This window comes from Actinoallomurus rhizosphaericola (genome assembly GCF_024055675.1).
Lineage (GTDB): Bacteria > Actinomycetota > Actinomycetes > Streptosporangiales > Streptosporangiaceae > Actinoallomurus > Actinoallomurus soli.
This window is the reverse complement of the sequence record NZ_JAMXMW010000001.1, coordinates 678,489-704,225: the sequence shown is the minus strand read 5'-3', so window position 1 is coordinate 704,225 and position 25,737 is coordinate 678,489. Positions and strand designations below refer to the sequence as shown.

25 protein-coding genes are annotated in these 25,737 nt (G+C 71.2%); 15 read left to right on the top strand and 10 right to left on the bottom strand.

Going from position 1 to position 25,737, the window contains the following annotated elements:
* The first annotated feature begins 129 nt into the window (after positions 1–129).
* Complete coding sequence (locus tag NE234_RS03350; RefSeq protein WP_252776933.1) at positions 130–2,133, top strand: S9 family peptidase; 2,004 nt, start codon at positions 130–132, stop codon at positions 2,131–2,133.
* Positions 2,134–2,148: 15 nt separating this feature from the next.
* Here NE234_RS03350 and rny read toward each other — a convergent pair whose 3' ends face one another.
* Positions 2,149–3,720, bottom strand: coding sequence for a ribonuclease Y (gene rny, locus NE234_RS03345; RefSeq protein ID WP_406566933.1), 1,572 nt, complete (start codon positions 3,718–3,720; stop codon positions 2,149–2,151).
* Positions 3,721–4,260: 540 nt separating this feature from the next.
* Here rny and NE234_RS03340 point away from each other — a divergent pair.
* Complete coding sequence (locus NE234_RS03340; protein WP_252776921.1) at positions 4,261–4,506, top strand: hypothetical protein; 246 nt, start codon at positions 4,261–4,263, stop codon at positions 4,504–4,506.
* Here the strand turns inward: NE234_RS03340 and NE234_RS03335 are convergent.
* Entirely contained in the window at positions 4,467–5,471 is a 1,005-nt protein-coding gene (locus tag NE234_RS03335) for a DUF6597 domain-containing transcriptional factor (RefSeq protein ID WP_252776918.1), read from the bottom strand. The two genes, NE234_RS03340 and NE234_RS03335, sit on opposite strands and share 40 nt — an antisense overlap.
* Before the next feature lie 179 nt (positions 5,472–5,650).
* Positions 5,651–6,559 (bottom strand): helix-turn-helix transcriptional regulator, encoded by a 909-nt coding sequence (locus NE234_RS03330; RefSeq protein WP_252776916.1) that lies wholly within the window; start codon positions 6,557–6,559, stop codon positions 5,651–5,653.
* A 193-nt stretch (positions 6,560–6,752) separates the two neighbouring features.
* On the opposite strand from NE234_RS03330, the gene NE234_RS03325 reads away from it, so the two are divergent.
* The 3 genes from NE234_RS03325 to NE234_RS03315 all read left to right on the top strand — a co-directional run bounded on the left by NE234_RS03325 (position 6,753) and on the right by NE234_RS03315 (position 9,214).
* Positions 6,753–7,595: an SDR family NAD(P)-dependent oxidoreductase gene (locus NE234_RS03325; protein WP_252776913.1), complete on the top strand. Its 843-nt coding sequence runs from the start codon at positions 6,753–6,755 to the stop codon at positions 7,593–7,595.
* Between the two features lie 104 nt (positions 7,596–7,699).
* Positions 7,700–8,479: an SDR family oxidoreductase gene (locus NE234_RS03320; protein WP_252776903.1), complete on the top strand. Its 780-nt coding sequence runs from the start codon at positions 7,700–7,702 to the stop codon at positions 8,477–8,479.
* Between the two features lie 288 nt (positions 8,480–8,767).
* Complete coding sequence (locus tag NE234_RS03315; RefSeq protein ID WP_252776901.1) at positions 8,768–9,214, top strand: VOC family protein; 447 nt, start codon at positions 8,768–8,770, stop codon at positions 9,212–9,214.
* Between the two features lie 51 nt (positions 9,215–9,265).
* On the opposite strand, the gene recX is transcribed toward NE234_RS03315, so the two are convergent.
* Together recX and recA are read right to left on the bottom strand one after the other, a co-directional pair.
* Positions 9,266–10,051: a recombination regulator RecX gene (recX, locus tag NE234_RS03310; protein ID WP_252776899.1), complete on the bottom strand. Its 786-nt coding sequence runs from the start codon at positions 10,049–10,051 to the stop codon at positions 9,266–9,268.
* 42 nt (positions 10,052–10,093) lie between these two features.
* Positions 10,094–11,215: a recombinase RecA gene (recA, locus tag NE234_RS03305; protein WP_252776891.1), complete on the bottom strand. Its 1,122-nt coding sequence runs from the start codon at positions 11,213–11,215 to the stop codon at positions 10,094–10,096.
* Between the two features lie 206 nt (positions 11,216–11,421).
* Between recA and NE234_RS03300 the strand changes: the two genes are divergently transcribed.
* The 4 genes from NE234_RS03300 (at position 11,422) to NE234_RS03285 (ending at position 14,439) form a co-directional block, all read left to right on the top strand.
* Complete coding sequence (locus tag NE234_RS03300; protein ID WP_252776876.1) at positions 11,422–12,282, top strand: ATP-grasp domain-containing protein; 861 nt, start codon at positions 11,422–11,424, stop codon at positions 12,280–12,282.
* Between the two features lie 92 nt (positions 12,283–12,374).
* On the top strand, positions 12,375–12,746 hold the full coding sequence (locus NE234_RS03295) for a hypothetical protein (protein WP_252776874.1): 372 nt from the start codon (positions 12,375–12,377) through the stop codon (positions 12,744–12,746).
* 3 nt (positions 12,747–12,749) lie between these two features.
* Positions 12,750–13,976: a glutathionylspermidine synthase family protein gene (locus NE234_RS03290; protein WP_252776872.1), complete on the top strand. Its 1,227-nt coding sequence runs from the start codon at positions 12,750–12,752 to the stop codon at positions 13,974–13,976.
* Positions 13,977–13,989: 13 nt separating this feature from the next.
* Positions 13,990–14,439, top strand: a complete 450-nt coding sequence (locus NE234_RS03285) for a DUF350 domain-containing protein (RefSeq protein ID WP_252776870.1) — start codon at positions 13,990–13,992, stop codon at positions 14,437–14,439.
* A 152-nt stretch (positions 14,440–14,591) separates the two neighbouring features.
* Here the strand turns inward: NE234_RS03285 and NE234_RS03280 are convergent, their stop codons facing one another.
* A complete protein-coding gene (locus NE234_RS03280; RefSeq protein WP_252776867.1) occupies positions 14,592–15,698 on the bottom strand; it encodes an oxidoreductase in 1,107 nt (368 codons plus the stop codon).
* 82 nt (positions 15,699–15,780) lie between these two features.
* Between NE234_RS03280 and NE234_RS03275 the strand changes: the two genes are divergently transcribed.
* Positions 15,781–16,707 (top strand): AraC family transcriptional regulator, encoded by a 927-nt coding sequence (locus tag NE234_RS03275; protein WP_252776866.1) that lies wholly within the window; start codon positions 15,781–15,783, stop codon positions 16,705–16,707.
* Positions 16,708–16,903: 196 nt separating this feature from the next.
* On the opposite strand, the gene NE234_RS03270 is transcribed toward NE234_RS03275, so the two are convergent.
* Both NE234_RS03270 and NE234_RS03265 read right to left on the bottom strand, forming a co-directional pair.
* Complete coding sequence (locus NE234_RS03270; protein ID WP_252776863.1) at positions 16,904–17,323, bottom strand: rhodanese-like domain-containing protein; 420 nt, start codon at positions 17,321–17,323, stop codon at positions 16,904–16,906.
* Positions 17,320–17,514 (bottom strand): DUF3046 domain-containing protein, encoded by a 195-nt coding sequence (locus NE234_RS03265; RefSeq protein ID WP_252776861.1) that lies wholly within the window; start codon positions 17,512–17,514, stop codon positions 17,320–17,322. Before NE234_RS03265 ends, NE234_RS03270 begins: the two co-directional genes overlap by 4 nt.
* Before the next feature lie 68 nt (positions 17,515–17,582).
* Here NE234_RS03265 and NE234_RS03260 point away from each other — a divergent pair, with 68 nt between their 5' ends.
* A complete protein-coding gene (locus NE234_RS03260) occupies positions 17,583–22,067 on the top strand; it encodes an ATP-dependent helicase (protein ID WP_252776852.1) in 4,485 nt (1,494 codons plus the stop codon).
* Between the two features lie 160 nt (positions 22,068–22,227).
* Positions 22,228–22,425 (top strand): hypothetical protein, encoded by a 198-nt coding sequence (locus NE234_RS03255; protein WP_252776837.1) that lies wholly within the window; start codon positions 22,228–22,230, stop codon positions 22,423–22,425.
* A 484-nt stretch (positions 22,426–22,909) separates the two neighbouring features.
* Here the strand turns inward: NE234_RS03255 and NE234_RS45785 are convergent, their stop codons facing one another.
* Both NE234_RS45785 and NE234_RS03250 read right to left on the bottom strand, forming a co-directional pair.
* A complete protein-coding gene (locus tag NE234_RS45785; protein ID WP_406566932.1) occupies positions 22,910–23,104 on the bottom strand; it encodes a restriction system modified-DNA reader domain-containing protein in 195 nt (64 codons plus the stop codon).
* 180 nt (positions 23,105–23,284) lie between these two features.
* A complete protein-coding gene (locus tag NE234_RS03250) occupies positions 23,285–23,710 on the bottom strand; it encodes an ATP-binding protein (protein ID WP_252776835.1) in 426 nt (141 codons plus the stop codon).
* 316 nt (positions 23,711–24,026) lie between these two features.
* On the opposite strand from NE234_RS03250, the gene NE234_RS03245 reads away from it, so the two are divergent.
* From NE234_RS03245 to NE234_RS03235, 3 genes are all read left to right on the top strand, one after another.
* Complete coding sequence (locus tag NE234_RS03245) at positions 24,027–24,908, top strand: helix-turn-helix domain-containing protein (protein WP_252776834.1); 882 nt, start codon at positions 24,027–24,029, stop codon at positions 24,906–24,908.
* Positions 24,905–25,117: a DUF397 domain-containing protein gene (locus NE234_RS03240; RefSeq protein WP_252776832.1), complete on the top strand. Its 213-nt coding sequence runs from the start codon at positions 24,905–24,907 to the stop codon at positions 25,115–25,117. Before NE234_RS03245 ends, NE234_RS03240 begins: the two co-directional genes overlap by 4 nt.
* Before the next feature lie 324 nt (positions 25,118–25,441).
* Positions 25,442–25,702: a hypothetical protein gene (locus NE234_RS03235; protein WP_252776830.1), complete on the top strand. Its 261-nt coding sequence runs from the start codon at positions 25,442–25,444 to the stop codon at positions 25,700–25,702.
* Positions 25,703–25,737 lie beyond the last annotated feature (35 nt).

Sequence of the window (25,737 nt, the reverse complement as noted above, 5' to 3'; positions counted from 1 at the left end):
GCACCCGAACGGGCCGGTGGAATTCCACCGGCCCGTTTCGTGTCCTCCCGGCCACACGGCGCGATGTCCGGCGGGGTCAAGTCTCGGGTCGAGGTCCCATCGGCGTCCTGTTTGCGAGACGATTCCGATATGACCGCTCGCGCTACCGCCCCCTATGGATCCTGGTCCTCTCCGATCTCCGCCGCCGACGTGGCCCGCGCGCGCCTGCGACTCAGTTACCCCACCGTCCACGGTGATCGAGTGTGGTGGCAGGAGACCCGCCCGGAGAAGGGCGGCCGGACCACGATCGTGCGGTCCGGAGTGGATCTGCTGCCCGCGCCGTGGGACGCCCGTACCCGTGTGCACGAGTACGGCGGGCGGTCCTACCTCCCCCTCCCCGACGGCGACGTGGTCTTCGCCAACTACGAGGACCAGCGGCTCTACCGCCTCACCCCCGGCGAGCTGCCCCGCCCGCTGACCCCCGAACCGGCGCAGCCCGCCGGCCTGCGCTACGCCGACTTCGCGCTGTCCCCCGACGGCCGGCACGTCTGGTGCGTCTGCGAGGGCCACACCACCGCGGGCGTACGCCGGGCGATCGTCGCGGTCCCCGTCGACGGCAGCGCCGCCGAGGACGCCGCGGCGATCCGCGAGCTCGTCAGCGGCGCCGACTTCTACGCCTTCCCCACCCCGTCCCCGGAGGGCGGCCACCTCGCCTGGATGCAGTGGAGCCACCCGCGGATGCCGTGGGACGGCACCGAGGTGCGGGTCGCCGCGTTCGACGAGACGGGCGCGCTGGACGCTCCGCGGCCGGTCAAGGGCGGCCTGAGCGAGTCGGCGCTCGCGCCCACGTGGCTGAGCGAGTCCCGGCTGTACGTCGTGTCCGACTGGCCGGGCTGGTGGAACCTGTACGAGGTCGGCCTGCACGGGGAGTCGCCCCAGGCGCTGTACCCGGCCGAGGAGGAGTTCGCCGGGCCGCTGTGGCAGCTGGGCGGCCGCCCGTACGCCGTCCTGGACGACGGTCGCATCGCCGTGCTGCACGGCCAGGGCGACCAGCGGCTCGGTCTGTACGACCCCGAGACGGCCGACCTCGTCGACTTCGACCTGCCCTACACCGACTGGAAGCCCCAGCTGTCCGCCGACGGGACGAGCATCGTGGGCGTCGCCGGCGCGCCCGACATCCCCTGGTCGGTGGTCGTGATCGACGCCGACAGCGGCGAGGCCAAGGTGCTCCGCAGCGAACTGGACTCCCCGCCCGAGGCGGCCTACCTGCCGCTGCCGCGCGCCCAGGAGCTCGAGGGGCCGTTCGGGCGCCCCGTGCACGCCTACGTGTACCCGCCGTCCAACCCGGCGTTCCAGGCCCCCGAGGGCGAGCTGCCGCCGTACGTCGTGTTCGTGCACGGCGGCCCGACCGATCATGGCACGAGCGTGCTGGACCTGGAGATCGCCTACTTCACCAGCCGGGGCGTCGGCGTCGTCGACGTGAACTACGGCGGATCCAGCGGCTACGGCCGCGTCTACCGCGAACGGCTGCGCCGCCAGTGGGGGATCGTGGACGTCGAGGACAGCATCGCCGCCGCCGAGGCACTGGTCCGCGGCGGCGCCGCCGACCCCGCACGGCTGGCCATCCGCGGCGGCAGCGCCGGCGGCTGGACGACGCTGTGCGCGGTCACCCACACGGACCTGTTCAAGGCGGGCACCTCCTACTTCGGCATCTCCGACCCGCAGAACTGGCTCAAGGAGACCCACGATTTCGAATCGACGTACCTGTACGGGCTGATCGGGCCGATCCCCGGTTTCGAGCGCACGTACGAGGAGCGCTCCCCCATCGCCCGGGCGTCGGAGGTCGCCTGCCCGGTGCTGCTCCTGCAGGGACTGGACGACCCGATCGTCTCCCCACCGCAGTCCGAGCGGTTCGCCGAGGCGATGGCGAGCAAGCGGACGCCGTACGCGTACCTGACGTTCGAGGGAGAGTCGCACGGGTTCCGGCGGGCGGACACCGTCATCGCCTGCCTGGAGGCCGAGCTCGCCTTCTACGGGCAGACGCTCGGGTTCGAGCCGAAGGACGTCGCGCCGATCGAGCTCACCGTCGGTTCGCCGGCCGGCTCGGCCGAGGAGCCGGCCGCCGCTCCGGAGGAGGCGGAGACGGCGTCGTGACGGACCGGCGGTCGCTCAGCGGGCGAACTCCGTGGCCCGCGACTCGCGGACCACGGTGATCCGGATCTGACCCGGGTAGGTCAGCTCCTCCTCGACCTGCTTGGCGATGTCGTGCGCGATGACCTGCGCCTGCAGGTCATCGACCGAGTCGGGCCGCACCATCACCCGGATCTCCCGGCCGGCCTGCATGGCGAAGACCTTCTCGACGCCCTCGCGGGTGGCCGCGATCTCCTCGAGCCGTTCGAGCCGCTTGACGTACGCCTCCAGCGACTCGCGCCGCGCGCCCGGGCGGCCGCCGCTGATCGCGTCCGCCGCCTGGGTGAGCACCGCCTCGACGGTGCGCACCTCGACCTCGTTGTGGTGCGCCTCGATGGCGTGCACGACGTCCTCGTCCTCGCCGTACCGCCGGGCGATCTCCGCGCCGATCAGCGCGTGGCTGCCCTCGACCTCGTGCGTCAGCGCCTTGCCGATGTCGTGCAGCAGCGTGCACCGCTTCAGCAGCGGAACCGGCAGCTTCAGCTCGGCCGCCATGATCCCGGCCAGATGCGCCGACTCGATCAGGTGCGCCAGTACGTTCTGCCCGTACGACGTCCGGTACCGCAGGCGGCCCAGCAACGTGATCAGCTCGGGGTGCATGTCGGTGAGCCCCAGCTCCATCAGGGCGTCCTCGCCGGCGCGCACGCAGCGCTGCTCGACCTCGGCCTTGCTGTGCTCGTAGATCTCCTCGATCCGCTGCGGGTGGATGCGGCCGTCGAGGACCAGCTTCTCCAGCGTCAGCCGGCCGACCTCCCGGCGTACGGGATCGAAGCAGCTGAGCAGCACGGCCTCCGGCGTGTCGTCGATGATGAGGTTCACGCCGGTCGTCGTCTCGAAGGAACGGATGTTCCGGCCCTCGCGGCCGATGATCCGGCCCTTCATCTCGTCGCTGGGCAGGTGCAGCACCGACACGACCGACTCGGCGGTCTGCTCGCTCGCGACCCGCTGGATCGCCAGGGTCACGATCTTGCGGGCGCGCTTCTCACCCTCGTCACGCGCCTCGTTCTCGATCTCCCGCGTGATCAGCGCGGCCTCGCGCTTGGCCTGGTTCTCGATCAGGGAGACGAGTTCGGTCTTGGCCTGGTCGGCGGTGAGACCGGCGGCCTGCTCCAGCACGCTCTTGCGCTCGTCGTCGAGCCGGTCCAGGGCGGCCCGCCGCTCCTTCAGCGCCTGCTTGGCGTCGGCCAGCTCGCGGGCCCGCTCCTCCAGGCGGCGCACCTCGTCGTCCAGCCGGTGCTCGCGCTCGGCGAGCCGGGCCTCGCGGCGTTCGAGGTCCTCGCGCAGCGCCCGCAGGTCCTCCTTCAGCGACCTGATCTCGTCCTCGACCTCGGACCGCGCCGCCGCGGACACCTCACGGGCCCTCACCTCGGCCTCGCCGAGGATCTCCTGGGCATCGGCCCGGGCCTTGGCGACGATCTCGTCGGCGCCCCGCTGTGCCTCCGCCTGCTCCTCGTCGGCCGCGACCCTGCGCGCGGCGGTGTCGAGGCGGCGGAGCACGACGAGGACCAGGACGACCAGCGCCAGGATGACCACCAGTGCCGCACCTGTCACGACGTAGATCACGGCACTGACCCCTCTCCTCGACGCTGCGGCACCAGGAGGCCCTGATGTCGGCGACGCGAGGCGTTACGGGCACGCCGTACGGTCCCGGGACGGCCGCGACCAGCACCCCCGGCAGCCGCCGGACGCGCACGGTCAGACGGGCTCCGGAGTGCTCCAGAACCCTGCTATGCGAACCACCGGCCGCGAGAGCCGGGCACAACACCTTTCAGCTGGTCGAACGCGGTCAGTCCTATGGAAATCCGCACTGCGCGGAGTAACACCTCACTGCCGTAACCGTAAGCGGCCAAGAGGTAATGGGCAAGAAAAGACCCCACGATCCGGACGATTCGCTAGATCTTCCTTGTAACGGTCCATGTCAGGGCCGGGCCGGAGGGTGAGCGGGTCACCGCCGTCGTCGACTGTGAGGAGAGGAGCACCCCCGGTCAACGCCGGCAGTCATGCCCGTGTCACCGAGCCGGTGCCTCCCCCGCCTCCGGAGGGCGGCGTGCGGCGGGTGTCGGCGGACGAGAAGGGCGTAGCGACGGGCACATGCCGATGCAACGAAGTGTTCTTGGGAAACTGGGCATCGCCGCCGGCGTGGCCGCCGCGGCGACGGTGCTCTCCCTCTCGGGCGCGGGAGCCGCGTCCGCGGACATCACCCCCCGGCACGGCTTGACGTATCCGACGTACACCGACTGCGTATACGCCGGGAACTTCTACGCTCAGATGGGCGGGCTGCACGGGTTCTCCTGCCCTCAGGTCTCCAACGGCGAATACCTGCTGGACTGGTGGTGATCGCGCCCTTCCGGGCAGCGAGCAGTGATGCGACCGCGCTCGGCCAGCAGCGCTGACGGCGTCAGCCCCGCCAGGGCGCGTACTTCCCGGCTCAGGTGCGCCTGATCGGCGTATCCGGCGGCGACCGCCAGCCCGGCCAGCGACCACCCCGGCCCGGCCTCGCCGGGCCGGGGCCGGACCGGGTCAGTCCGCGCACGAAGCCGGTCGGCCGGCGCGCGGACCGGGCCGGCCGGCGCGCGAACCTGGCCGGTCGGCGCATGAACCTGGCCCGGCGGCGTACGGACCAGGTCGGCCGGCGCATGAACCGGGCTGGGCGGCATTGGAACCCGGTCGGACAGCGTCAGGAAGCGCTGGAGGCGCGCCACGCGCCGTAGCGTGCGGGGTTCCAGGCCGGTCCGGGCCAGGATCAACCGGCGCAACTGGCGCTCGGAGAGGCCGGCCTCCCCCGCGACGTCGGCCACCCGCGCTCCGATCCGCAGGAGACGATCGACGGCGTACTCGGCCCGCCGGTCCACCGGCCGGTCTACGGCGGCCGGCCAGGGCCGACCGCGCCATACGGCGTCCGTGATCCGCCCGGCCTCGGCGGCCGGGAACACCTCGCCGAGCGGCACCTGGAGGTCGCGCAGTTCCTGCGCCGGCAGGCCGAGCACCGTGCCGATCGCGGCCGTACGGATGCGCAGGCCCCGCAGGCACTCCCCACCGCGCAGCCGCGGCAGGACGTGCTCCGTCGCGGGCCCCACGACGATCGCGTTGCCGTCCGCGGAGACGATCACGTCCGCACAGGCGTCCGGCAGCACCCGCTGCACGTAGCCGTCCACCCGCTCGTCGACGCTCTGCTCCCACCAACACCGCACGAACGCGTGCGGCTCCGCGGGGGCGAGCTCACGGTAGAGCGACGCCGTGCCCGATCCGCCCGAAGATGCCGTGCCCGATCGCCCCAAGGACGCCGTGTCCGATCCGTTCAAGACCGCCTCCCCATACCCGCGCCATGCCGGGGGGCATGGAAGAGCGAGCACGCCTCATCATCCCGTCGAGGCCCGGCCTCGACGATCGAGGACCCGGCGCAGCGGCCGCATCGTGGACGTCTCCTCGCCCGGCGGCTTGGCCGCGTTCGGCGCCACCGGGTACCACCACGCCACGAAGTTCAGTCTGCCGTTTCGGCCCGTCCGGACCTGTCTCGGGAAATGTGCTGGTCGGCCGCCCGCTCGTTCCACTGGGCGAGCAGATGGAGTGATGTCTCGGATGGGCTGCCGGGGTCGGTGTCGTAGATGAACAAGATCTGATCGGGGTCGTTGGCGGGTGTGAGGGCCTGATAGGTGATGGTGAGGTCGCCGACGAGAGGATGGCGGTAGTCCTTGGTGCCGGTCGTGCGCCGGTGGACTTTGTAGTCGGCCCAATAGCGGCGGAATTCCTCGCTGCGGATGGACAGGTCGCCGACGAGGGCGCTCAGGGCGGGGTCGTCGGGGTGGCGGCCCGCGTCGAGGCGGAGCATGGCGGCCGTGTCGGCGGCGACGGTGGCCCAGTCCTTGTACAGCTCGCGGGCGTGGGGGTCCAGGAACACGAAACGCGCCTGGTTGCGCTCGGCCGCGGGCAGGGCCCGGAAGTCGGTGATCAGACGTCCGGCGAGCCGGTTGTGGGCGAGGACGTCGAGGCGACGGCCGAGGATGAAGGCGGGCCGGTACGCCGTCTCCAGCGTGTCCAGCAGTCGCCAGGTGGCGGGATCGACGCGTTGCGGGCGCGGGCGGCGTCTCCGCCGGGCGGGCATCGGACGCGCGAGGGTGAGCAGGTGGTCGCGCTCGGCGTCGGTGAGGTGCAGCGCGGTGGCGAGTGCGTCGATGACCTCGGGGGAGGCGCTGCGGCTGCGGCCTTGTTCCAGGCGTGTGTAGTAGTCCACGCTCACCCCGGCCAGCTGGGCCAACTCCTCGCGTCGCAGTCCGGACACGCGGCGTCGGCCGAGGACCGGCTCGTCGAGTCCGGCCTCGTGCGGGCTGAGGCGGGAGCGGGCCGAGCGCAGGAAATCCGCCAGGGATGCGCTGGCGTGGTCACGGTCCATGGCAATCAAGTCTTGTCCATTTTCGCGGAGCGATAACCCGTGAGGGTGGCCCAGTCATTCCCCCGATCGCCAGGGCCCTTTTGACGCCTGTTCTCGCCCCTTGAGGCTGGTTCAGTGGAAGTAGGGCCGGATGCGGGACGTGCTTTTCGCGATCAGGTCCGGTCTTTCGTCATCCACATGAAGGAGTCGTTCCATGTCCACGTGGTTCATCACCGGCGCTTCCCGGGGACTCGGCCTGCAGATCGCTCGCGCCGCCGTGGCGGGCGGTGACGCCGTGGTGGCGGCCGCCCGTAATCCGGACGGCCTGCCGGACGACCTCAAGCAGTCCGGCCGGGTGCTCGGTGTCCCCCTCGACGTCACCCGTGGCGAGCAGGTCACCCGAGCCGTCGACGCGGCCATCGCGCGCTTCGGTGCGATCGATGTCCTGGTCAACAACGCGGGCCGGGGTCTGCTGGGGGCGCTGGAGGAGATCACCGACGCCGAGGCGCGTTCCCTGTTCGACCTCAACGTCTTCGGACTGATCAACGTCACGCGCGCCGTCCTGCCGGGAATGCGTGCTGCGGGCCACGGCAAGATCGTCAACATCGGGTCCCGCTCCGGGTTCGAGGGCGAACCGGGGGTGAGCATGTACTCCGCCTCCAAGTTCGCCGTGGCCGGCATCAGCGAAGCGCTCTCCGCGGAACTGGAGCCGTTCGGCGTCCAGTGCATGGTCGTCGAGCCCGGCGTCTTCCGCACCGACTTCCTCGACACCAGTTCCCTGTCCACCGCCGCTCAGCGCATCGACGCATACGACGGCACTCCCGCGCACGTCACCCTGGACTGGGCCGGCACCGCCAACCACACCCAGCTCGGCGACCCGGTCAAGGGCGCCGCGCTGATCTACGAGGTCACCTGCCAGGACAAGCTTCCCGGCCACCTCTACCTCGGTGCCGACACCCTCGAGCGGCTCGAGGTGAAGCTGCGCCGGATCGAGCAGGACCTGGCGCCGTGGCGGGACAAGTCCGCCGCCACCGCCCACGAGGACGTCGCGGCCTGACCGACCGGGTCCGCCCGTCGCCAGAGCCGGCGGGGAACCGGCATCCCGCCGAATCGAATCGCGCACCGCCCAAGCCATTTTCTTCCCATGAGGAGGTACTCGTCATGTCCGCACTGCTGCTCACCGGTACCCCACTGGCGGGCCGCGTGGCGGTCGTCTCCGGCGCATCCAGCGGTATCGGCGCCGCCACCGCCGACCGCCTGGCCGAGCTCGGCGCGAAGGTCGCCGTGCTGGCCCGGCGCAAGGACAAGCTGGAGGCCGTCGTCGAGGGCATCCAGGCCGCCGGAGGCACAGCAGTGGCGCTGCCCATCGACGTCACCGATCGCGACGCCGTGCACGCCGTAGCCGACCAGGTCGCCGAGCAGCTCGGCCAGGCGGACCTGGTCTTCAACAACGCCGGCGTCCAGCTGATCTCCGCCATCGACGAGCTGAAGTTCGACGACTGGCAGCGCCAGATCGATCTCAACGTCACCGCCGTGATGAACGTCATCGGTGCCTTCCTGCCCCACCTGAGCGCCGCCGCCGAGGCAGGAAGACCGGCCGACCTGATCACCACTTCCTCGATCGCCGCCACCCGGATCCTCGAGAAGTTCTCCGTCTACTCCGGCACCAAGGCCTACATCAGCCAGCTGACCCGGCTGCTGCGCGTCGAGCTCGGCCGCAAGAACATCCGGGTGGCCACCATCGAACCCGGCATGGTCGACACCGAACTACCCGACCACGTCACCGACCCCGACGCGAGCAAGCTCATGGCCGATCTCATCGACCAGATCGAGGTCCTGCAGCCCGGCGACATCGCTGAGACGGTGGCGTTCATGGCCGCCGTGCCCCGGCACGTCAACCTCACCGAGATCACCATCCTGCCCACCGCCCAGGCCGTCTAGTGCGGGTTCTCGTAGCGGTGGTGAGTGGCCGATTACACGAACGAGGTTCCGTTCGACGCGGCACCAGCCCACCGGCGTATCGGCGAGGGGTGAACGGCCGGAAGCGACCGGCGGTTCACCCCTCGCCGAACAGACACTCGCCCATCACCCCAGATCAGACGTCCCAAGGTCAGCACAGACAGGGCCCGCTCACCCGTACCGTGCTCTCCGCCGGAACCCGATCCGCCCGAGGGGCCGTGTCCGATCCGTACAAGACCGCCTCCCCACGCCCGCGCCATGCTGGGAACCATGGAACAGCAAGCGCACTTCATCACCCTGTCGACACCCGACCTCGACGCCGCGCGGGCCTTCTACCGCGACGGGCTCGGCTGGACACCGCTCCTGGACGTGCCCGGGGAGATCATCTTCTTTCAGATCGCCCCCGGCCTGGTCCTCGGCCTCTTCGAGGCGACGAAGTTCGTCGCCGACATGCAAGGCAGGCCGGACGACGGGAGACTCGGCGGCCTCACCCTCTCTCAGAACGTCGCGACCCCCGCTGACGTCGACGCCACCGTGAAGCGCGTCGTCGAGGCCGGCGGCACGCTCGTCAAGAGCCCGCAGACCGCGGAGTTCGGCGGCTACCACGGCCATGTCGCCGACCCGAACGGCGTCGTCTGGGAGATCTGCCACAACCCCGGCTGGCGGGTCGACGAGACCGGCCGCGTCCACCTCGAGCCGATCGAGAACACGCCTTGATACACGCGCCGGTCTGAACGCCGGAGCACCACGGACGGCCCGGAGGCGAGATCAGTCGTCGAACGACAGGTCCGGGAGCTCCTCGGCTCCTTCGGCCTCGAGCGCCTCGCGGACGACGCGGTAGGCGAGGCCACCGGAGTAGCCCTTACGGGCGAGCATGCCCATGAGCCGCCGGGTGCGCTTGACCGGGTCCAGGCCACGGGTGCCGGGCAGCCTTCGGGCGACCAGCTCGCGGGCCGCCGCCTCCTCCTGCTCGGGGCCCAGCTCCTCCACGGCCTCGCTGACCGTCTCGTCGGCGACGCCGCGCCGCCGCAGCTCGGCGGCGAGGGCCCGGCGGGCCAGCCCGCGGCCGGCGTGGCGGGACTCGACCCAGGCGCGGGCGAACGCCGCGTCGTCGATCAGCCCGACCTCGGAGTAGCGGCTCAGCACCCGCTCGGCGACGTCGTCGGGCACGCCCTTGCGGCGCAGCGCGTCGGCGAGCTGGGCGCGGGTCTTCGGCGAGAACGACAGTTGCCGCAGGCAGATCTCGCGCGCCACCGCCTCCGGATCGACGGGCGGTCCCTGCGCCGCCGGACTGCCCGGCGTCGGCCCCTCGGGAGAACGATCCCGGCCACGCCTCCGCCCACGCCGCCCCGACCTCCCGGCCGCGGACGCCTCCGCACCGTCGACCGGCGTCTCCGCGGCGCCCTCGCCCGACTGCGCGGCCGTTGAGGCGGCCGGACTGGTCGGGTCGGTCGGGTCGAACCTCTGAGCGGGGGCGGCGTCGCCAGGGAAGATCTCCGTGCCGGGGTCCGCCCGGCGCGGAGCGGGACGCCGCCACCCCTCAGGAGCGTTCATGGGCCGGCCCCCCGGTCAGTCCCGCCGAGGGGCGACCCGGGATCACACGTCTCCCGGCTTCGGGGTCTTCGCGGCCCGCTTGGCCGGTGCCGCCTTGCCCGCCGTGGCGGCGACGGCCGCCGCCGGAGCCGCCGCGGGAGCGCCCGCCGGCTCGGCCGGGGCGTCGAGGCGCGGCCCCACCCCGAGCTTCTCCTTGATCTTCTTCTCGATCTCGTCGGCGATGTCCGGGTTCTCCTTGAGGAACCGCCGCGCGTTCTCCTTGCCCTGGCCGAGCTGGTCGTTCTCGTAGGTGTACCAGGCGCCGGACTTGCGGACGAAGCCGTGCTCGACGCCCATGTCGATCAGGCCGCCCTCGCGGCTGATCCCCACGCCGTACAGGATGTCGAAGTCGGCCACCTTGAAGGGCGGGGCCATCTTGTTCTTGACGACCTTGACGCGGGTGCGGTTTCCGACCGCGTCCGTGCCGTCCTTCATCGTCTCGATCCGCCGCACGTCCAGCCGCACCGAGGCGTAGAACTTCAGCGCCTTGCCACCGGTGGTCGTCTCGGGCGAACCGAACATGACGCCGACCTTTTCCCGCAGCTGGTTGATGAAGATCGCTGTGGTCTTGGTCTGGTTGATGGCGCCGGTGAGCTTGCGGAGGGCCTGGGACATGAGGCGGGCCTGGAGACCGACGTGGCTGTCGCCCATCTCGCCCTCGATCTCGGCGCGCGGCACGAGGGCCGCGACGGAGTCGATGACGACGACGTCGATCGCGCCGGAGCGGATCAGCATGTCGGTGATCTCCAGGGCCTGCTCACCCGTGTCGGGCTGGGAGACGAGGAGGGCGTCGATGTCGACGCCGATCTTCTTCGCGTACTCCGGGTCGAGCGCGTGCTCGGCGTCCACGAACGCCGCGATGCCGCCCGCCTTCTGGGCGCTCGCCACGGCGTGGAGGGCGAGGGACGTCTTACCGGAGGACTCCGGACCGTAGATCTCGACCACGCGGCCACGCGGGTAGCCGCCGATGCCCAGGGCGACGTCGAGGGCGATCGAACCGCTCGGGATCACCTCGACGGGGGGACGCCCCTCCTGGCCCAGCCGCATGACGGAACCCTTGCCGAACTGCCTCTCGATCTGCGCGAGCGCCGCTTCGAGGGCCTTCTCGCGATCGTTTGCTGCCATGTGAGGTGTCCCTGTCGGGTCGATGCCTGTTGTTGTCGGAAGCGACGTTACGGGGACCCGCCGACAATTTTCGAGGATCCGCTCCACCACTGTGGACAACGCCGTCGCTTCATTCACTCTAGCCGAACACGTGTTCGATCATGAACGGACGCGCCGGTTCCCCCGGGAAAGACACGGCGTCTTGCCCTACGCTGAGGGACAGGATCATGCCGGTGACCATCCTCATGTGCGCCGACCCGCTGAACCCCCGGAGGGTCGACGAGCACTTCGCCCGGGAGGCCGAGGCCGTACGCGCGCTCGGCGGGTCGGTCACGCTCATCGACCACGACGCCCTGCAGCGCGGAGACGCCGCCGAGGCCGTACGCCGGGTGCCCGACGGCCTGGGGACCGCGTGGTACCGCGGCTGGATGACCACGCCGGCGCAGTACGCCGCGCTCGCCGCCGCGCTGGCCGCCCGCGACGTCGTCCTCGCCGTCCCGCCGGACGGCTATGAGAAGGCCCACGAGCTGCCCGGCTGGTACGACACGTTCGCCGGGGTCACGCCCGCCAGCGTGTGGCTGCCGCTGTCCCCCGGCACGGCGCCGGCGGCGGACGAGCTGGCCGAGCTCGTACGCCCGCTGCGGTCCGGGCCGGCGATCGTGAAGGACTACGTGAAGTCGCGCAAGCACGAGTGGGACGAGGCCTGTTACATCCCCGACCTCGCCGACGTGGAGCGGCTGCACGCCGTGGTCGCGCGGTTCGTCGAGCGCCAGGGCGAGTCTCTGGCCGGCGGCGTCGTCGTCCGCGAGTACGAGCGGTTCGACGGCGGCGAGGCCCGCGTGTGGTGGGTCGACGGCGAGCCGGTGCTGATGGGCCCCCATCCGGACACGCCGGACCGGTACCCGCGCCCGCAGGCGGACCCGATCGCCCCGTGCGTACGCGCGCTGGGCTGCCGGTTCATCACGACGGACCTGGCCCGCCGCGAGGACGGCGTCTGGCGGGTCGTCGAGGTCGGCGACGGTCAGGTCAGCGATCTGCCGTCGGTGGCCGAACCCGCCGATCTGTACCTGAGCTTCCCGATCAGGTAGTGCTTTCGCAAGGATCTTGGCTCTAGACTTACCGGTCATCACTCTCGACCCCGGAGACGCGACCGCAAATGCCCTCAAAGGACGCGCGCAGGATGATGCGCTCCCGTGTCGTCCAGTTGAGCGCGGTGAGCCTCCTGTCGCTGTCCATCGTCGGCTGCTCCGACCGTAGCGAGACCGCCTACTGCATCGACAGCTGGGCGCCGGTCCACAGCTCCTACCGCGTCGTCCCCGACTACTACTGCGACAACGGCGGGTCGTACGGGCGTTATTACTGGTACTACGGCGGCAGCTACCGTAACGGGTACGTCTCCCGCGGCACGAGCATCCGGCCGCGCGGCCCCCGGATCGTCTCGCGCGGCGGCCGCGTGATCTCCCGTGGCAGCAGCCACAGCAGCCACAGCGGCAGCCACGGCGTCTCGCGGGGCGGGTTCGGCCACCACGGCGGCAGCTCCCGGGGAGGCTGAGCGGTGCGGCGCGGGCGTTCGGTGCCCCGGGAGCGCTGGGATCAGATCGTCGAGTCGCAGGGGCTGGCCTATCACCGTGCCTCGCACCCCGGACACCTGCCCCGGCCGTACTGGGACGAGTCGGTTCACTACACGTTCGAGATGGACGAGGTGCTGGCCCTCGAGGAGACGGTCGAGGAGCTGCACCGGATGTGCCTGGCGGCGGTGGAGCACGTCGTGAGCACCCGCCGGTACGCGGTGTTCGGCATCCCGCCGTGGGTGTGGCCGCTGATCGAGGCGTCGTGGCGGCGCCGCGACCCGCACCTGTACGGCCGGTTCGACCTGTGGTACGACGGCTCGGGTCCGGCGAAGCTGCTGGAGTACAACGCCGACACCCCGACCTCCCTGCTGGAGAGCTCGATCATCCAGTGGTACTGGGTGCGCGACACGCACTCGGACGACGACCAGTGGAACTCCATCCACGAGCGGCTCGTCGACCGCTGGAAGGAGATCGCCCCGGCGGTCCTGTCCGGCCCGCCCGGGCTGCCCGGCGGTCCGGCCGTCCACTTCGCCTGGACGAACGAGGACGAGACCGGCGAGGAGGTCATGACGATCGCGTACCTGCAGGAGACCGCCGAACAGGCGGGCGTCCCGGGGATCGCGATCGCCATGGAGGACATCGGCTGGCACCACGACCGCAGCCGGTTCGTCGACCTGGAGAACCGCGACATCGCGGCGTTCTGCAAGCTCTACCCCTGGGAGTGGATCGTCGGCGAGCCCTTCGGGCGGCAGGTGCCGCGGGCCGCCTGGGTCGAGCCGATCTGGAAGATGCTCCTGTCCAACAAGGCGCTGCTCGTGCTGCTGTGGGAGCTCTACCCCGGCCATCCGAACCTGCTGCCCGCCTACCTCGGCACGCCCGGCTCCCTCACCTCGTACGTCCAGAAGCCGCTGCTGGGGCGGGAGGGCGCGAGCATGCGGATCGTCACGCCGGACGGCGTCCACGCGGACACGCCGGGCGAGTACGGCGCCGAGGGCTACGTCTTCCAGGAGTTCTGCCCGCTGCCGGACTTCGAGGGCGAGCACCCGGTGCTCGGGGCCTGGGTCGTCGGCGACGAGGCGGCCGGTCTGGGCATCCGCGAGACGTCCGGGCTGATCACCGACGACACGTCGTCGTTCGTCCCGCACCGCATCCCGGCCGAGCCCGAGGACGGCGGAGCCGGTCCCGCACAGCCGCGACTCCCGCACAGCTAAGGAGACAAGACAGATGTACCTGGCGTTCTCAGACGGCTTCGGCACGGCGCTGGGCAAGGGCGCGGGCGCGATCGCCGCGTACACGGCCGTCGGCCTGGTGCTGCTGCTCATCGGCTTCTTCGCGGTCGACGTGACGACGCCCGGACGGCTCACCTCGATCATCCGCCACGGACGGAACACGAACGCCGCGCTGCTGGCCGTCTGCGGCGTCGTCGGGGTCGGGCTGGTCGTCGCCTCCTCGATCTACGCCTCCGGCGGCCGGCTCAGCGAGGGTCTGATCGCGACGCTCGTGTGGGGCCTCGTCGGCATCGTGGCCCAGCAGGTCGGAGCCTTGATCGTCCGGGCGCTGTTCCGCGTCGACGTGGCGGCGCTCATGCGAGCCGAGGCCCTCGAACCGTCCGCCGTGCTCCTCGGCGCGACGCAGGTGACGATCGGCCTGATCACCGCCGTCGCCGTCATCTAGCGGGCCGCGCGGCGAGGAGATGACGCCGACTGCCGTTCGGATGCGTCACCAGTACGCGCTCGCCGCGGGTCTGTGGTGAATCCGGACACGCTCGTACCGTGGCGGCCTGTTCGAAGCCAACGCCGCCTGCACCATGACCCTTGTCGGATAGGTCAGAACGCCCGGTGGTACTGCCTGGGCCACGTGTCGGTCGGCCGACCACCGCGAGCGCGGAGTGCCCAGTAGGGGTCGCGAAGCATCGCCCGGCCGACCAGCAGAGCATCTACCGAGTCCGGGATGGCCTCATGGAGTTGACGTGCCTGAGTGACCAAGCCGGAGGTGGCAGTAAGCACGCCGGCTCTGCGGAGGCGTTGAGCGAACCGAGTGTTCTCGAGTGGCTGTGAGGGGCGGGGCGCTTCGGGGACGAGGGCGCCGGCGTTGATGTCGACCAGGTCCACGCCGAGCTCGGCCATGCGGCCCACGAGGACCTCCGCGTCGTCCACCGTCACACCTCCGCTGAGCAGATCGGTGACCGGAGTCCGGATGATGAGCGGCTTCTCCTCCGGCCACCCGGCGCGCATGGCGGACACCACGGCGAGCGGGAACCGCATCCGTCCCTCAAGGTCGCCGCCCCATGCGTCGGTGCGCTCATTGGCCAGCGGAGAGAAGAACTGATGGAACAGGTAGCCGTTCGACCCTTGCAGCCCGAGGGCCTCGTAGCCGGCTCGGTGGGCGTTGCGGGCGGCATGTTCGATGTCTCCGAGAACTCGGCAGATGTCCTCTGGGGTCATCGGCCGGGGCTTTGCGAGCCCTGAGAAGGGCAGCGGTGAGGGTGCGAGCGGCTGCCACCCACCGTCGGCGGGCGACAAGGGGTGTCGTGTTCCTGTGTTGTCCCACGGGACTCCGTGCGAGCTTTTCCGTCCCGCGATGCCCAGCTGGACCGCCGGCACGGAACCGACGGAGCGGATGACATCGGCCAGCCGTCGGTGAGCGGCGACCTGGCGCTCACTCCACAGGCCCAGGTCGCCGACGGTGGTACGCATGTCCGGCGCGACAGCGGTGCACTCGACCATCACCATCCCGACTCCGCCGGCAGCTCGGGCCCCGTAATGGGCCAGGTGCCAATCGGTGGGAGCGCCGTGTTCGTCGGCCGAGTACTGGCACATCGGCGAGAGCCACACGCGGTTGGCCAGGCGCAGATCCCGCAGCTGTACGGCCGTCCAGGGCGTCGTTCGTCCATCTACCGCATACCGGTTAGTTTCTGTTGATCTGAGAACCATGACCTGATTCTCATGGGTGTATACCTGGACGCGCAGTAGCGTAGAGTCCGATTTTTGTATCCGATCGTCCAGGAGGCCCGTCGTGCGTGCCGTCGATGACCTGTTGCTGACGATGAACATCGAGGAGTCGCAGTTCAAGCGGATGATCCCCCGCGTTCCGTGGGGGATCGCCTTCCCGTCACGTCACGTCGCCCGCCTCCTGCTCGTCGCGCGAGGGTCGTGCTGGCTCACCGGCGCAGGCTTGGCCGAACCACTGCTGCTCCGCACGAACGACTGCTTCCTCGTCCGCGCCGGGGTGACCTTCGAGCTCCAGGACCGTCCCGGCCGCGCGCTCATCGACTGCGAGGACTTCGAGAGTGCGGCGGAAGGCGTCGATGACGACGAGACGGCCGAGATCCTCTCCAGCCGCTTCACCTTCGACGCGGTGGCCGCCGACGCGCTGTTCTCGCTGCTCCCTCCGCTGTTCCGAATCGACGTCGACGAGCGGTCGGGCCGCCGGCTGCGTGCCACGTTCGATCTCATCGCGCAGGAGACGGCCGAGGGCGCCGTGGGCTCCGGCTTCATCAGCGCGCGACTGTCCGACATCCTGTTCGTGCAAGCGCTGCGTGCCTTTTCGACCGGATCGGCGGGCTCGGTGGGGTGGCTCGCAGCGCTGCGGGATCCGCTGCTGGCTCCGGCGATCAACGCCATGCACGCCGATCTGGCGCATCCGTGGACGATCGGCGAGCTCGCCCACGTTGCGGGGATGTCTCGCTCGGCGTTCGCCGCGTTGTTCCGGGACAGGACCGGCGACACACCGCTGGGCTACCTCACGACCTGGCGATTGTTCCGCGCCAAGGCGCTGCTGCGCGACACCGAGATGAGTCTGCAGGAGATCGCCGCCCAGGTCGGGTACCGCACGGGCCAAGCGCTGAGCCGTACCTTCGCGAGACGGGAGGGCCAGTCGGCCGGCTCCTGGCGGCGGAGCACCAGGACCAACGATCGAAAATCCGGCGCTGAGGCCATCTGATGCCGGTGGGGATCCTGGCGTGACGCCGATGTCGCCGCAGGGCCACGCCGGGTACGCGGTGGCCAAGTCCTGCAGGTCATGCAGGATGACCTCGGCCTCCGGCGCGCCTATGCTGACACAGGCACTCGCCGCCAGGTACGGGCTGAGGCGGACCGCCCGTAGCGCACCGGTCTGACGGCCGCCGGCCGGGGAACGGCTACCGGCCGTCGTACGGGGCGAGCCGGGGGCGTACGGGCGCCGCGCCGCGGCTCACCGGCAGCCCGGCCGCCCGCCATTCCTGGAACCCGCCGATGACGTCCGTGGCGTTGACCAGCCCGAGCGCGCGCAGCGACGCGGCGGCCAGCGAGGAGGAGTAGCCCTCGTCACAGATCACGATCCATCGCACGTGATGGTCGGTGGCCTCCGGGATGCGGAAGCCGCCGTGCGGATCGAGCCGCCACTCCAGATGGTTGCGCTCGATGACGATCGCGCCGGGAATGTCGCCGTCGGCCCGCCTCTGGTACTCCGGACGCGTGTCGACGAGACGGGCGCCCTCGCGCACCGCCTCCGCAGCCTCCAGCGGCTTGAGCCGGACGAGCCGCGCACGCGCCTCGGCGAGCAGCCGGTCGACGCTCACCGCAGCCGTTGCGGGACGTCGAACGTGGCGCAGACGGCCCGCCAGACGCTCTTGGCGTCCTCGCCGTCGGCCAGCGCCTGCTCGATGGTGCGACCGCCGAGCTCGGACAGGACGTAGTCCTTGGCCACGCTCTCGGCGTAGCCCGCGCCGAACTGCTGGTTCATCCGATCCCAGAACACCGTGAGTCGCACGGCTCCCACGCTACCGTTCCGGTCCCGCCGCGGCCGATTCGGTCGGTGGGGCCGTGCACACTGGCAGCATGAACCCCGTCGACCGTTTCTCGGCCCCCACCCGGGCCTGGTTCACCGGGGCCTTCGCCGCGCCCACGGCGGCCCAGACGGGCGCCTGGGAGTCGATCGCCCGGGGTGACAACACCCTCGTCGTGGCGCCGACCGGGTCGGGCAAGACCCTGGCCGCGTTCCTGTGGTCGCTGGACCGGCTGGCCTCGGCCCCGCCGCCGGAGGATCCGAAGCGGCGCTGCCGGGTGGTGTACGTCTCGCCGCTGAAGGCCCTCGCAGTGGACATCGAGCGCAACCTGCGCGCTCCGCTGACCGGCCTGCGGCAGACCGCGCGGCGGCTGGGCCTGGACGAGCCGGACATCGGCGTCTCGCTGCGCTCCGGGGACACCCCGGCCGACGAGCGCCGCCGGTTCGCGACGAAGCCGTCCGACATCCTGATCACGACGCCGGAGTCGCTGTTCCTGATCCTGACCTCGCAGGCCCGCGAGGCCCTGCGCGGCGTGGAGACGGTGATCGTCGACGAGGTGCACGCCGTCGCGGGCACCAAGCGCGGCGCCCACCTGGCGCTGTCCCTCGAACGGCTGGACGCGCTGCTGGAGCGGCCCGCGCAGCGGATCGGCCTGTCGGCGACGGTGCGCCCGGTGACGGAGGTGGCGACGTTCCTCGGCGGGGTGCGGCCCGCGACGGTGGTGCAGCCGCCGCACGAGAAGGAGGTCGACCTGCGGATCTCGGTGCCGGTGGAGGACATGACCGAGCTTCCCCCCGACCCCGGCGCCGAGGACGACTCACCGCTGCGGGGGCGCAACCTCTGGCCGCACGTCGAGGACGCCGTGCTCAACCTGATCGAGGAGCACCGGTCGACGATCGTGTTCGCCAACTCCCGGCGCCTGGCCGAGCGGCTGAGCGGACGGCTGAACGAGCTCGCCTGGGAGAGACAGAACGGTGAGGCGCTGCCGCAGGACTCCTCACCGGCGGAGATGATGGCGCAGGCGGGGGCGGCGCGCGGCGCGCCCGCCGACGTCGTGCGCGCGCACCACGGCTCGGTCTCCAAGGAGGAGCGGGCCGGCATCGAGGAGTCGCTGAAGGCCGGCCGGCTGCCGGCGGTCGTGGCGACCTCCAGCCTGGAGCTGGGCATCGACATGGGCGCGGTGGACCTGGTCGTGCAGGTGGAGTCGCCGCCGTCCGTGGCGGCCGGCCTGCAGCGGATCGGCCGGGCCGGGCACCAGGTCGGGGCCGTCTCCAAGGGCGTGATCTTCCCGAAGTACCGCGGTGACCTCGTGCAGACGGCGGTCGTGGCCGAGCGGATGCGCGACGGCGCGATCGAGGAGCTGCGGTATCCCCGCAACCCCCTCGACGTCCTCGCCCAGCAGATCGTGGCGATGACCGCGATGGACGAGTGGCCGGTGGACGAGTTGGAGACGCTCGTACGCCGGGCGGCGCCGTTCGCGACACTGCCGCGGTCGGTGCTGGAGGCGACCCTGGACATGCTCGCGGGCCGCTACCCCAGCGACGAGTTCGGCGAGCTGCGCCCCCGGCTGGTGTGGGACCGCGTCGCCGGCGTGCTGCGCGGCCGGCCGGGCGGGCAGCGGCTGGCGGTGACCAGCGGCGGCACGATTCCCGACCGCGGGCTGTTCGGCGTGTTCCTGGTCGGCGAGAAGTCCTCGCGGGTCGGCGAGCTCGACGAGGAGATGGTGTACGAGTCGCGGGTCGGCGACGTGTTCGTGCTGGGTGCGAGCTCGTGGCGGATCGAGGACATCACGCCCGACCGGGTCCTGGTCTCCCCCGCCCCGGGCCATCCGGGAAAGCTGCCGTTCTGGCACGGCGACGCGCCGGGTCGGCCGGCGGAGCTGGGCCGTGCGCTGGGCGCGTTCAGCCGCGAGCTGGCGGCGCTGGAGCCGGACCCGGCGCGGGAGCGGCTGCGCGCGACCGGCCTGGACGACTGGGCGGCCGGGAACCTCCTGGCCTACCTCGCCGAGCAGCGGGAGGCCACCGGATACGTCCCCGACGACCGGACGCTGGTGGTCGAGCGGTTCCGCGACGAGCTCGGCGACTGGCGAGTGGTGGTGCACTCGCCGTTCGGGGCGCGGGTGCACGCGCCGTGGGCCCTCGCCATGGCCGCGCGGCTGCGAGAGCGGTACGGCGTGGAGGCGCAGGCCGCGCACTCCGACGACGGCATCGTGCTGCGGGTGCCCGACACGGGTGCCGGGTTCGACGAGACCGGCGCGGCCCCGCCGGCGGGCGACCTGGCGGTGTTCGACCCCGAGGAGATCGAGCGGATCGTCACCGACGAGCTGGGCAACTCCGCGCTGTTCGCATCACGGTTCCGTGAGTGCGCGGCGCGGGCGCTGCTGCTGCCGCGCCGCAATCCGGGCCGCCGCATGCCGCTGTGGCAGCAGCGGCAGCGCGCCGCGCAGCTCCTGTCGGTCGCGAGCCGTTATCCCTCGTTCCCGATCGTGCTGGAGACGGTGCGCGAGTGCCTGCAGGACGTCTTCGACGTGCCGGGCCTCGTCGCGTTGATGCGCGAGCTGGCGAGCCGCAAGGCGCGGCTCGTCGAGGTCGAGACGCAGGTCCCGTCGCCGTACGCCCGGTCGCTGCTGTTCGCCTACATCGGGGCGTTCATGTACGAGGGCGACGCCCCTCTCGCGGAGCGCCGCGCGCAGGCCCTGGCGCTGGACTCGACGCTGCTGGCGGAGCTGCTGGGTCAGGCGGACCTGCGGGAGCTGCTCGACCCGGAGGTGGTCGCGGAGGCCGATCGCGAGCTGCGGCGGCTGACGCCCGAGCGCCGCCCCCGCGATCGGGAGGGCACCGCCGACCTGCTGCGGGAGCTCGGCCCGCTCAGCACCGAGGAGCTGACCGAACGCGGCGTCGACCCGCGCTGGCCCGCCGAGCTGGAGGAGGCCCGCCGGGCGATCCGGGTGCGGGTCGGCGGCGTGGAGCGCTGGGCCGCGATCGAGGACGCCGCCCGGCTGCGCGACGCGCTGGGCGTCCCGCTGCCCGTGGGCATTCCGGAGGCGTTCCTGGAGCCGGTCGCCGATCCCCTCGCCGACCTGCTGAGCCGGCACGCCCGTACGCACGGGCCGTTCCACGCGGCCGACGTGGCGGCGCGGTTCGGGCTGGGCGTCGCGGTGGTCACCGACGGGCTGCGCCGGCTGGCCGCGACGGGCCGGGTCGCCGAGGGCGACTTCACGCCCGGCGAGCGCGGCACGGAGTGGTGCGACACGGGCGTGCTGCGGATGCTGCGCCGCCGGTCCCTCGCCCGGCTGCGGGCCGAGGTGGAGCCGTCGCCGCCGGAGGCGCTCGCCCGGTTCCTGCCCGCCTGGCACGGCATCGCGTCCCGCGGCTCGCTACGCGGCATCGACGCGCTCGTCCACGCGATCGAGCAGCTGCAGGGCGCGGCGGTGCCCGCCTCCGCCCTGGAGTCCCTGGTCCTGCCCGCGCGCGTGCCCGGCTACTCCCCCGCGATGCTCGACGAGCTGACCGCCTCCGGCGAGGTCGTGTGGGTGGGGCAGGGCGGGCTGCCGGGCGGTGACGGCTGGGTGTCCCTGTACCTCGCCGACACGGCGCGGCTGCTGATGCCCGAGGCCGCCGAGATCACTCTGACGCCGCTGCACGAGCGCGTGCTGGAGTCGCTGTCCGACGGCGGGGCGGTGTTCTTCCGCACGCTGTCCGACCGCGTCGGGTCGCTGAACGACACCGAGCTCGTCACCGCGCTGTGGGACCTGGTGTGGGCCGGCCGGCTGACGAACGACACCCTCGCGCCTCTGCGCGCCCGCCTCGGCTCGACCCGTACGACGCACCGGTCCCGTACCCGGCGCCGACCGGCCCTGCCGTCGCGCACCGGGCCGCCGACCGCCGCGGGCCGCTGGTGGCTGCTGCCCGAGCCGGAGACCGACACGACGCGGCGCGGGCACGCGCTGGCCGAGACGCTGCTCGACCGGTACGGCGTCGTGATCCGAGGCGCCGTCATGGCCGAGCGGACACCGGGCGGCTTCGCGGCGGTGTACCCGGTGCTGAAGGCGTTCGAGGAGTCCGGCCGGGCCCGGCGCGGCTACTTCGTCGAGGGGCTCGGCGCGGCGCAGTTCGCACTGCCCGGCGCCGTGGACCGGCTGCGGGCCACGCGGCCCGACGCCGACGCGCCGCGCGCGGTGGTGCTGGCGGCGACCGACCCCGCCAACCCGTACGGCGCGGCGCTCCCCTGGCCGGAGCGGTCCGGCGAGGTCGCGAGCGGCCACAAGCCCGGCCGCAAGGCGGGAGCGCTCGTCGTGCTGGTCGACGGGCGGCTCACGCTGTACGTCGAACGCGGCGGCAAGACCCTGCTGTCCTGGGGCGAGGAGGACCCGCAACCCGCCGTCGACGCGCTCGCCCTGGCCGTACGCGAGGGCGCGCTCGGCAAGCTGACCGTCGAACGCGCCGACGGCGAGTCGATCGTCGACTCCCCCCTCGCCGCCGCCCTGGAGGCCGCCGGCTTCCACCCCACCCCCCGCGGCCTCCGCCTCCGTGCCTGAACCCCGGCCCGGAAACCGCGCGGCGCCGGCCGCTGGGAATGTCGAGTCGCTGGTTGGCCTGGTGGTCAGGCGGCTCGGGATGTCGGGCCGCTTATGATCAATCTTTCGACGTTCGGAGGCGCGCCCGGCGACCTTTTCTCGAAGATCTACGCTGGGCCCAGTGATGCAGCAGAAGACGCAGTACCGTAAGTGCCGCAGAACGGCGTTCAGCGTCCTTCGACCATACGGCCGGGAATACCACTACGACCACGAGCAGAAGAACGATCAGGAAGGTAAGACCGGCACCGATGCCAGGGAGCATCGCCACTTCCTGAAACTCGCTCAACGAGTGGGCCATCGTCGATCCTCCGGGCGGTAGCGACCAGCACCGGAGGTCTCTCCCGCCCTCGTGGACGACCGAAGACCGGCGGCACCGGGCCGTCTGTGGAGACCGGCCGCGCTGACGACACCGCCGCGAAGGGATACTCCCCTCCTACTTCTCCGAGCGTAAGCTTCCGCCGACGACTGTGGAAGCCATATTTGGCTGACTGGCTGGTGTGGCTGATCGCTGATGAATTTCAGCCGACGATTCGGCAGAGACCCCCAGACCGTTGGCGCGTGCACGCCCGAGCCGACCGGATCCTTGCCGGGAAGCCCGACACCGCAGACCGAGACCCTGGCGCGAACTCCTCGCCGAGCGCGTGAGCTGCCTGCAGGTACATCGACTCAGCCTGGGCCCGATCGCCGGGAACAGATCGGCGCCGTGCTTGCGAACCCGCCCGCGCACCACATCTCCGGCTGGTCATCGTTCAGCGACTGCGGCTTCACCTTGCCCGAGCGGAGCGGGACGGTGACGGCTCCCCTCATCGCAACTTCAGGTCGTTCAGCTTGACGCCGTCGGCCTCCCAGGCATTCCAGCCGTTGGTCTGATGATCGGCCAGAGCGACGGCCGCCGGTGATGGGTCGCTGAAGACCCTGCCGTCGGCGAGGCGGATGCAGCCGCGTTCGGTGACCGTGGCATGGTGGGTCTTGTTCTTGCGAGACCGGTGCCAGGTCAGGTGTCACCGGCCTTGAGACGCCCGGCCTTGATCTGCGAAGGAAGTCGCGCGTGTGCGGGTCGAGGCCCGACAGGTCCTCGACGAACGCGGCGGCGGCCTGCGTATCGGCGCGCATGGCGGCGATGACGGCCGAGTGGACCCTCCGGCTGACCCATTCGTGGAGGGCCGCATGCTCCTGGTTCACGCCATGACCCCGGCCTCGAACACCGCGGTGACCGTACGGCCCCGGTCGTTGCCGTGCCAGCCCCATGACTCGGCGGTGAGAGAGATCGTCCGCAGGCCCCGGCCCGACTCGTCGGTCACGGCGGCGTCGCGGGCCACGGGCTCGCCGGGGCCACCCTGGTCGGTGACCGAGACGGCCACGAGATCCCTCACGAACCGGACCTCCACGGTGAACGACCCGCCGTCCTGACCGGATTTGGTGTGCCGGAGCGCATTCACCACCATCTCGTCCACGGTGAGGACGACGTCGTCGAGGCAGGGATGATCGGCCAGCAGGCAGGAGACGAACCGGCGGACGGTACGGGCCTGCGTGGCGTCGCCGGCGAACGTCCGTCGCCAGCAGAGCGCCGCAGACGCGGTGTGAGCGTGAAGCGTCGAGAGCATGCGCACTCCATGAGCTGAAGTCGGGAAGCGGATGGGACACCTGCACGGTGGCCACATGCTCACACGGGGTGACGCCGCCAAGGGGCGAAGTGCGCGGGTGAAAAGGCTCCAAAGGGTGATTGGTGCTTCCCGGCTGCCGAACGTTCGGGAGCCGGACTTTCGGCTCCGTCAAATTCGTTCTCGCCGGCGCGCGTCCGGATCAGGCCATGCGCCACACGCCTTGAATGGCGACCGCATAGCGTTATGAAAGTCAACGGAAGGTAATCCTTCGTGGTCACCACGCCGACGCATCGCGAAGCTTCCCGGGAGGTCGCCGATGACCAGCCCCTATATTCGACGCCGCCGCCTCGCCGCCGAGCTGCGCAAGCTCCGCGAGGCCCACGGCCTCACCACCGACGAGCTGGCCCGGCTCGTCTACCAGTCCCGAACCAAGATCTCGAAGCTGGAGAACGCCCAGATCCGCCCGGACGTCGGCGAGATCATGACGATACTCGAAGCCCTGGAGATCACTGGTAAGCAGTACGACAAGACCCTCCGGCTCGCCCGTGACGCATCCATCAAAGGATGGTGGGACAGGTACGGCAACGTCATGGGTCCTCGCCAACGCCTCTATGCCGACCTCGAATCCGGGGCCGAGTCCATCCGTAGCTACAACCAGACGGCCTTCCCCGCCGTCCTACAGATCCCCGAGTTCATCGACGCGATGGTCGAACTGGACGAGCATCAGGGACCGCTCGACTACTCGCCGACCCGCATGATCGAGGCTCGAACCCGCCGACAGCAGCACCTTCTCAGCCCGGATGGCCCCACCTACGAGGCCGTACTCGACGAGACCATGATCCGCCGACTCGCCGTACCGGCCACAGTGAAGGCCGCGCAGCTCCGGCACCTGATCAAGGTCGTCTCAGCCGAGCCGCGCATCACCATGCGGGTGCTGCCGTCGGATGTCCTCATCACGGGCGGCTTCCTCCCGAAGGCGTCGTTCTCCCTCTACACGTTCTCCGAAGCGACCGACCCGGCAACGGCGGTGGTCGACACCGTCACCACCGACCTCATCCTCACCCAGCACCACGAAGTGGCACGGTATACCGGGATGTACAACCGGCTCAGGGAGATAGCGCTGTCCTCCACGGAGAGCCTCGCCTTCCTCGACCGGGTGGCCAACGGGCTGACCAACGAGACAGAATCAGGCGCATGACCAAGAACTATGCAGGCTGGCGCAAGTCGCGGCACAGTGAGCCGAACGGCGATTGCGTGGAGGTGGCCAAGGCCACGGATGACGACATCGGCGTTCGCGACTCCAAGGAGCCTGTTGCAAAAGGTTGGCGTCATGCCCCGGCCCGTCCCGCATGGGGTGCTGGTTTTCGGGGCCGTTTCGTGAGACGGGATTTTTCCCGTCTCACGTGACACCGCTGAACGCGATGCCCGCCCCGGCCGGGTCGATATGCCCCGGTACACGACGCTTGCGGTGGTGTCCAGCCCGGGCCCTGACGGTGATCTGGTCCGGCCGCACGCCGGGCGCCGGCCGGACGAATCGGCCTCCTAGTCGCCGGTAGTGACGTTCCGGGCCCGGCGAACCGGGCATCGACCCGGCAACACCGACGGCAACCCGGCCGCAGCGGCGGGCGAAGGCCACCCCGGAACCGGACGGTCAACCCCCAGCCGCCCTTCTCGAGCAGCCTCGGCTTCCATGCCGTCTCCAACGGGAGTTATGTCCGGCTGCTCAGGGTCGTGAGGGATGTCGAAGGTGTCCTCGCCGGTGCGCAGCAGCCGCAGCACAACGCCGGCCGCGTACTCCGGCCGGTGCACCACCATGCCCTGCTGAGATGGCCCACCGTCGACGCGCTCCCCCTGGCCGTACGCGAGGGCGCGCTCGGCAAACTGACCGTCGAACGCGCCGACGGCGAGTCGATCGTCGACTCCCCCCTCGCCGCCGCCCTGGAGGCCGCCGGCTTCCAGCCCACCCCCCGCGGCCTCCGCCTCCGCGCCTGACCGTCCGCCCGTGACCGCTCGGCCTTGTGCCTCTC